General features: G+C 64.1%; 6 protein-coding genes. 2 read left to right on the plus strand and 4 right to left on the minus strand.

Translation table 11 applies throughout. The features are described 5' to 3' along the window. Positions 1-69: 69 nt before the first annotated feature. The 3 genes from ACZ6SD_RS29985 to ACZ6SD_RS29995 all read right to left on the minus strand — a co-directional run bounded on the left by ACZ6SD_RS29985 (position 70) and on the right by ACZ6SD_RS29995 (position 3,025). A complete protein-coding gene (locus tag ACZ6SD_RS29985; protein ID WP_465320373.1) occupies positions 70-1,632 on the minus strand; it encodes an AIPR family protein in 1,563 nt (520 codons plus the stop codon). 359 nt (positions 1,633-1,991) lie between these two features. Further along, positions 1,992-2,384, minus strand: coding sequence for an NUDIX hydrolase (locus ACZ6SD_RS29990; protein WP_465320374.1), 393 nt, complete (start codon positions 2,382-2,384; stop codon positions 1,992-1,994). Beyond that, a complete protein-coding gene (locus tag ACZ6SD_RS29995) occupies positions 2,381-3,025 on the minus strand; it encodes a TetR/AcrR family transcriptional regulator (protein WP_465320375.1) in 645 nt (214 codons plus the stop codon). Before ACZ6SD_RS29995 ends, ACZ6SD_RS29990 begins: the two co-directional genes overlap by 4 nt. Positions 3,026-3,120: 95 nt before the next feature. Here ACZ6SD_RS29995 and ACZ6SD_RS30000 point away from each other — a divergent pair, with 95 nt between their 5' ends. Next, positions 3,121-4,599, plus strand: coding sequence for an MFS transporter (locus ACZ6SD_RS30000; RefSeq protein WP_465320376.1), 1,479 nt, complete (start codon positions 3,121-3,123; stop codon positions 4,597-4,599). 53 nt (positions 4,600-4,652) lie between these two features. On the opposite strand, the gene ACZ6SD_RS30005 is transcribed toward ACZ6SD_RS30000, so the two are convergent. After that, the gene (locus ACZ6SD_RS30005) at positions 4,653-5,711 is read right to left on the minus strand and encodes an alpha/beta fold hydrolase (protein ID WP_465320377.1); all 1,059 of its coding nucleotides are present in this window, start codon (positions 5,709-5,711) and stop codon (positions 4,653-4,655) included. A 65-nt stretch (positions 5,712-5,776) separates the two neighbouring features. On the opposite strand from ACZ6SD_RS30005, the gene ACZ6SD_RS30010 reads away from it, so the two are divergent. Further along, on the plus strand, positions 5,777-6,544 hold the full coding sequence (locus ACZ6SD_RS30010; protein ID WP_465320378.1) for an SAM-dependent methyltransferase: 768 nt from the start codon (positions 5,777-5,779) through the stop codon (positions 6,542-6,544). Positions 6,545-7,128 lie beyond the last annotated feature (584 nt).

Below are 7,128 nucleotides of genomic sequence, written 5' to 3' on the forward strand. Positions count from 1 at the left end.
GTGCAACTCGCACATTCATGATCACCAATCGTCATGCCTTTTGAACAAGAAGCCAGACTGTTCGATTAGTCAATTTTTTTCCTTATCAATACTGACATGCTTGCGAAATTCTGCAAACAATGCTTCATTGACTCGCTTGGTAGAGTTGACAGAAGCGCGAAACTTTTTAAGTGCCGATTCAACCAATTCACGCCGCCGAAGTCCTCCATCATCAAAAACTGCACCCAATTGATCTGGGGCAAACGAAAGGAGCGCGTCTACCAGCGGGGTCCATATTTCTGCGGCTTTTACAGGACTAACATTTTCCCCAAAGGACAAGCTGAAGTTATCCACGATTGCGCGTCCCAGATAGATCTCCGCTGATCCTGCGATTGCGGCTACTAGCAGATAAAGAGAACCGCGACGACGCAGGAAGTCCAATGCCTCCCTGTCATCTGATGTCCGGTCGGCCTCTGCTCGCTCAGTCAGGGCGGCTTTCGCATGAGTAACACTTAACCAAAGTGAGTAGCAGAATACAATATGCACCGCTGTAGTGTGCTCTGAGAAATAACGCGAGTAGACGCTGTCCTTCTCCCAGATGCTACGCAACTCATGATAGGCGGCGCTCGGGTCCTGGTGAAAAGAGGCCAATGCCTGCGCTGCAGTATCGGAGGGCAACAAGTTCGAAGGCCGTCGTGCCCTATCTTCTTGTCCACCGCGTCTGGCACCTAGATAAGTAACATCCGGTACTTTGGCGAACTCTCGGCGCAGACGATCCTGAATTCGGTCCCCACTACGAAAATCGGAAGGCTTGATCTGATTCTGACTATTATTGTAGGTGATGATATCCTTAACAAGTTCCGGCTTAGAAGCTTGTACAAAGCGAATCAATACACGCGCTTCGCCTAGCGAATCCACTGGCACACGTGCGAGCGACCCGGTAGTTTGAGCCCCATTAACAACACCTATTCCTGAAAGCTTCAAAGGATTCCCCGGAACGCTTTCAATAATGCCATGCACGAGAGCAGTTACACCGTTATTGAACGCCCAGAAGCGCCCAGGTTGCGTCTTAGCTGTTTGTTCAATACCGAAATTGATGTTATTCGCTGACCGCCTTCGAGGCATATACCCTCGAACATTAGCGGAGAATAGACGATCTCCATGTTCTTCGTAGAGGCCATGCAGCCAGGCCGCTGGAACCGATGTGCAAATTGCTTGCCAACCGTCACCGCCTTCTTTAAACCAATCATGTGAAGGAACTTCAATGATATCGTTCACCAGGATTGGACTACGGGTACTGAGATACCAGTCTTCAAGGGTGTCGCGCCCGACTTCAAGTGCACGAACGTCAATAGTGTGCGCTGGGTAGCGAGATTTGACAATGGCACTTGTCGCAGATGCAACTCGCTCAAGTTCATCTTCGACATTTTTCGATTCGGGAAGATTATGCGAATACCACAGTTCAATAGATTCGATCTCGTTTTCGACGATAGCCTGATGCAGGTCGGCAGCGGCAGTAGCGAGTGATGGTTCCAGTTCGTCAGCTCGTTCATTCCCTATCACCCAAGAAGCAGCGGTGCCAAGTCCAGTCGCCTTGTTGGCTGGCGCTTGATTCTTTGCATCATCCTGCGAAAAGTATCCTTGAGCGAGCACGGCAGTCCGACTATCTTCATCTATGTATACAAGGTCACACTTTCTATCACGTGGACCGTCGGTTATCGCGTTAGCAGCAACTGTCGTTATATCATCGATGTTATAGCGAAGCTCCAACGCGAAAAGGAGTAGAGAATTAGCGCCAAATTGAGCGAGATCGGTCCTACTTGCAAATGCCTGCCGAGCGGTCGTCAACTCATTCCCTCCAAGTTTTACTACAGACTATACGTGACGAAAAAATTTCGATCTATACAGTCTATATTTTGCAGGCCAACGACTTCAGTTAGTTAAAGTCCCACAAGTGTTCCACTTGGCACGAAGCGTCGACCCAGGCAGTATTCGTCGGACTTTTCCGGTCACTATCCGAGCAAACCCTTGCCGCGCAAGTGGTCGAAGATGAGTTTGTCCACAGGGGACACCCGGTCGCGGTCGGCGTAGGTCAGCCAGGTGGCTTCCTCGACCTCGTTGGCCGGTGTCAGGGTTCCCTGGTAGTCGGCTGTGTAGCAGGTCATGCGGACCGTGACGCCAGGGGCGTGGCCGTGCGCCTGAGCCTCGAACGTGCCGAAGTAGGCGGGGTCGGCGACGGTGACGGTGAGTTCTTCCTCGATCTCGCGGGTGAGGGTTCGCAGGTCGGTTTCGCCGGGTTCGCGCTTGCCGCCGGGGAGGTAGTAGACGGTCTTGCCTCGGGAGCGGGTGCTGAGGATCTTGCCGGATTCCACGCGTATCCAGGCGATCTTGTCGATGGTCGTCACGGCTGCCGGGGGCGGGAGCAGTGCATGACGGTTTGCATCTCCGCGTGGGTGGGGGCTGGGAGGGGCAGTGGGGTGGTGGCGCCCGCGCGGATGCCGTCGAGGAGGAGGGACAGGTAGCGGCGCCAGAGGTGGGGGTTGAGGGTACGGGTCATCTCGGCGGCGGCGGCGACCATCATCAGGAGGGGGCCGATGTCGGGGGCGGTGAAGTCGTCGCGGAGGGCGCCTTGGGCTTTGGCGCGGGCGACCAGGGAGTCGGCGGCGGGGATGAAGTGTTCGGCGATGCGGTCCACTTGGCCGAAGTCGGCGTTGGTGCACAGGTCGAACAGGCCGCGGTCGGCTGCTTGGCGTTCGGCGATGGCGGTGATCAGGCCGGTGAGGCCGCGCCAGGCGTCCTCGTCGGCGGCGGCCTTGTCGAGCATGGTGGTGATCTCGTCCAGGACGTGATCGAACACCGCGATGACCAGGGCCTCTTTGTTGGGGAACCGGCGGTAGACCGTCCCGACGCCGACACCGGCGCTGCGGGCCACGTCGTCCAAAGTGACGCTGAGGCCGTGGGCCGCGAAGACCTCGCGCGCGGCGACGACGATGCGGACGCGGTTGCGTTCGGCGTCGGCGCGCAACGGGCGCGTGTCGGAGGTCACGTTCTCAGCTTAGCATAAATACGGAGGGATTCTCTCCACTTTCGTGTTAGCGTCGGAAGCGGAGAAGGCATCTCTACTTTCCAGGGGGCACACCCATGACACTGTCCGACACGCGCGCGTCCGCGCCGCCACACTCCGAAGAGGACGGTGGGGGCAAGCGCTGGCTGATCCTCGCCGTGATCGCGATCGCGCAGGTCATGGTCATCCTCGACGCCACCATCGTGAACATCGCGCTGCCATCGGCGCAGCAGGACCTCAGGTTCGACGACGACCAGCGCCAGTGGCTGGTGACCGGGTACGCGCTCAGCTTCGGCAGCCTGCTGCTGATCGGCGGGCGGATCGCCGACCTGTTCGGGCGGCGGATCACCTTCCTCGTCGGAGTCGCCGGGTTCGCGGCGGCCTCCGCGGTCGGCGGCGCGGCGGGCGGCTTCGAGATCCTGGTCGCCGCGCGGGTGGGCCAGGGCGTGTTCGCCGCCCTGCTCGCACCGGCGGCGCTGTCGCTGCTGGCCACCACGTTCACCGACCCGGCCGAGCGCGGCAAGGCGTTCGGCATCTTCGGCGCCATCTCCGGCGCGGGCGGCGCGATCGGCCTGCTGCTCGGCGGCGTGCTCACCGAGTACCTCGACTGGCGCTGGTGCATGTTCGTCAACCTGATCTTCGCCGGGATCGCCTTCGTCGGCGCGCTCGTGCTGCTGGGCCCGAGCACCGCCACCGAGCGGCCCAAGCTCGACCTGGTGGGCGTGGCCACCGCGACCGCGGGCATGTTCGCCCTGGTCTACGGCCTGGCCAACGCCGCTGAGGACTCCTGGGGCGCGCCCAAGACCTGGGGCTTCCTGATCGCGGGCGGGGTGCTGCTGGTCGCGTTCGTCTACTCGCAGACCCGCACCGCCCACCCGCTGCTGCCGCTGCGCATCCTGCTGCACCGCAACCGGGGCGGCTCGTTCCTGTCGATCTTCATCCTGTGCGCCGGGATGTTCGTCATCTTCCTGTTCCTGACCTACTTCCTGCAGGTCAACCTGCGGTTCGGGCCGGTGCAGAGCGGTGTGGCGTTCCTGCCGATGATCGGCACCCTGATGATCGGCGCGACCGGAGCCACCACCGCCCTGCTGCCCAAGATCGGCCCCCGGCCGCTGATCGTGGTCGGCATGGTGCTCGCGGGTGTCGGCACCGGCATGCTGGCGCTGCTGGACGAGACCAGCACCTACGTGGGCGGCGTGCTGCCCGGCCTGCTGGTCAGCGGCCTGGGCATCGGCCTGACCATGGCCTCCGGCATGACCGTGGGCATCGCGGGCGTCGACCCGGACGACTCCGGCGCGGCCTCGGCGGCGATCAACGCGGTGCAGCAGGTCGGCGGGTCGATCGGCACCGCGCTGTTCAGCACCGTCGCGGCGAGCGCGGTCACCTCGGCGATGCTGGAAGGCAAGACCCAGGCGACCGCGGCGATCGCGGGCTACAGCGCCGCGTTCGCCTGGAGCGCGGGCCTGTTCGTGGCGGGCGCGGTCGTCTGCGGCCTCATCCTGCGCTCGGGCGTCCCGGACGAGATCAAGAGCGCCGGACCAGTCGTGCACATGTGACCGGGGGTGGTGAGAAGGGCGCGGACCTCGGGGGGCCGCGCCCTTCTCGCTGTTCAGCGGGGGTTGTGCCGGTCGAGGAACGCGTCGATGTGCCGCCAGGTCGTGGTGCGGGCCGCGCGGCCAGCGAGGACGCCGAGGTGGCCGCCGGGGCACACCTCGAAGGCGACTTCCGGCGCGTTGTCGAGCAGGTCCACCAGGTGCCCGACCGCGCGGCGCGGGGCGATGCTGTCGCTCTCACCCGCGACGACCAGCACCGGGACGGTGACGTTCGACAGCGAGATCCGCCGCCCGTCCAGGTCGAACTCGCCCTCGGCGAGGTCGTTCGCCCGGAAGAACCGGTGGTAGATCTGCCCGAACGTGCGGCCCGGGTAGGCGATCATGTTGTCGGCGAACCGGTCGACGGCCTCCAGTTGCGCGAGGAAGTCCGCGTCGTGCAGGTGCGCCAGGATCGCGTACGGCTTGGTGATCACCTTGTCGATCGCCGAGAGCTGGAAGGCGCGTTTCACCAGCGCCCGCGGCGCGCCGCCGAGGAGCCGGTAGGCCGGGGTGAGAATCCAGCTGTCGGTGAGGTCGGTGAGCGGCTTGAACGGCGCGATCAGCGGGATCGCGGTCATGTCGAACGGCGCGGCGACCGACACCACGGACGCGATCGGCAGGTCGGCCCGGTCGGCGGCGGTGAGCAGCGACATGATCCCGCCCAGGCACCAGGCGACGACGTGCACCGGTCGGCCGCCAGCGTCGGCGCTGGCCGCGCGGACCGCGTGCGGCAGCACCTCATCGATCCAGTGCTCCAGCCCCAGGCGCCGGTCCGCGAAGCTGACCGTGCCGTAGTCGACCAGGTAGAGCGAGCGGCCACCGTCGACCAAGTGCTCGGCGAGGCTGCACCCGCGGCGCAGGTCGAAGCACAGCGCGGGCGCGGCCAGCGGCGGCACCAGCAGCACCGGGTCGCCGCCGACGGGCTCCCGGCCGGGGTCGAACCGGTAGACCGAGCGCATGCGGCCCTTGTCGATCAGCACCCGCGGCATCGGCCGCAGATCGGCGACGCCGCCACGCAGCACCTTGCCGGTCACATTGGTCGTGACCGCGGTGGCCCAGTCCAGTGCCGTCGTCATCGTCGACCTTCCCGCTCACCGTGTCCGGACCTCGCTAGTATCCACATCATCCCTGGGAGGTGGCCTTGTCCGGCCTGTCGGAAATCGATCCGGAGCGCCCGCATCAGGCGCGTGTGTACGACTACCTGCTCGGCGGCGCCTGCAACTTCGAACCGGACAGAATCTTCGCCGAGAAGTTTTTGGCCGCGATGCCCAAGGCAGGCATCGCCGCCCGCCTCAACCGCCACTTCCTGCAACGCGCGGTGCGCTACTGCCTGGGCCAGGGCATCCACCAGTTCCTAGACCTGGGCTCAGGCATCCCCACGGTCGGAAACATCCACGAAACCGCCCCCGGCGCCCACGTGGTCTACGTGGACCGAGACCCCATAGCGGTCGCCTGCAGCGATGTGGAACTACGCAACGTGCCCACCGCCCAAACCGTCTGCGCCGACCTCCGCGACCCCGACACGGTCCTGAACTCCCCCGCCGTGCGCAACCTGATCGACTTCACCGAGCCGGTGGCGGTGCTGATGGTGGCCGTATTGCACTACATTCCCGACCCCCACCCCGCCATCACCCGCTACATCGCCGAGATGGCCCCCGGCAGCCTCCTGGTCCTCACCCACGGAACCGGCGACGGCAACCCAGAAAACGGCGAAGCCGTAGTCCGCCTACACGAAGGCGCAGGCGTCCCCCCAAGCCCCCGCACCCACGCCGAAGTGACCGCTTTGTGCACCGGCCTACACCTAGTACCCCCAGGCGTCGTCTGGACTCCCCTATGGCGCCCCGACTCCACCCCCATCACTGACCCGACAGACGCCATGTCCTACGCCGCTGTAGCCCGCCGAGCCTGACCCCACCGGATATCCGAGCACCTTGATCGCGAGTTATCCACAGGCAAGATCGTTCTCGCCCGGATTGTCAGCCTGCCCCGGTAGACTGGAGCAGGGCAGGCCCCCAGGGAGGGTGGGGTTTGTTGTGGGGGCTGTGGGGCGGCGGAAACAAGCGAACTGGGCGGGCGGCACCCCGGCAACCGGCACCTGCGCCCGCCAAGCGCTCGATGGGTGGAGCGGCAAACTCGCCCACCTGCCAGCCGCACTCAAAGCTTTTAGGTGCCCCTGGCCGGGGTGGCAAACCCAGGTTCCTGCCAGGCCGGCCCGGTCCTGCCCGGTGCTCGATGGGACCAACCAGTGATCCCGCCCGACTGCCAACCGGCACCCAAAGCTGCCAGGTGCCCGGTGGAGCGGGACAGCGAACCCACGCCCCTGCCAGCCGCACCTAACGCTGCCAGGTGCCCGGTGGAGCGGGACAGCGAACCCGCGTTCCTGCCAGGCAGCACCGACGCTCGCCAGGTGCTCGATGGGGTGGAGTGGTTTCTTCGGGGGAGAAGGAAGATCGCTAAGCTGGCTCCGCACGTGTGAGGCCGAAGGCATCCCAC

It is taken from the genome of Actinokineospora sp. NPDC051303 (assembly GCF_055586285.1).

Coding starts and splice junctions, on each gene's coding strand:
- ACZ6SD_RS30000 (WP_465320376.1), top strand. CDS start 3,121: ATGACACTGTCCGACACGCGCGCGTCCGCGCCGCCACACTCCGAAGAG.
- ACZ6SD_RS30005 (WP_465320377.1), bottom strand. CDS start 5,711: ATGACGACGGCACTGGACTGGGCCACCGCGGTCACGACCAATGTGACC.